1 protein-coding gene is annotated in these 232 nt (G+C 36.6%); it reads left to right on the forward strand.

Annotated features, from left to right (window positions below; translation table 11 throughout):
• A partial coding sequence (locus tag CWC11_RS22560; protein WP_283241044.1) for a DapH/DapD/GlmU-related protein occupies positions 1–232 on the forward strand: 232 nt, incomplete at both ends.

Here is a 232-nt window from a genome sequence, read left to right on the forward strand (position 1 = left end):
ATTTGTATGATTGTATTATTGGAAGTGGTTGCTTTATCGGTCCATTTACTGAAATACAAAAAGGCGTAGTAATTGGAGATAACTGCAGGATTCAGTCTCATACATTTATTTGCACCGGAGTAACGATCGGAAAAGAGTGTTTTATTGGTCATGGAGTGATGTTTGTGAATGACGATTTTAAAATCGGCAAGCCAGCAGGTGATGCTTCTCTTTGGAAAAAAACAATTATTGG

Source organism: Pseudoalteromonas sp. S3178 (genome assembly GCF_005886985.1).
Taxonomy (GTDB): Bacteria; Pseudomonadota; Gammaproteobacteria; order Enterobacterales; family Alteromonadaceae; genus Pseudoalteromonas; species Pseudoalteromonas carrageenovora.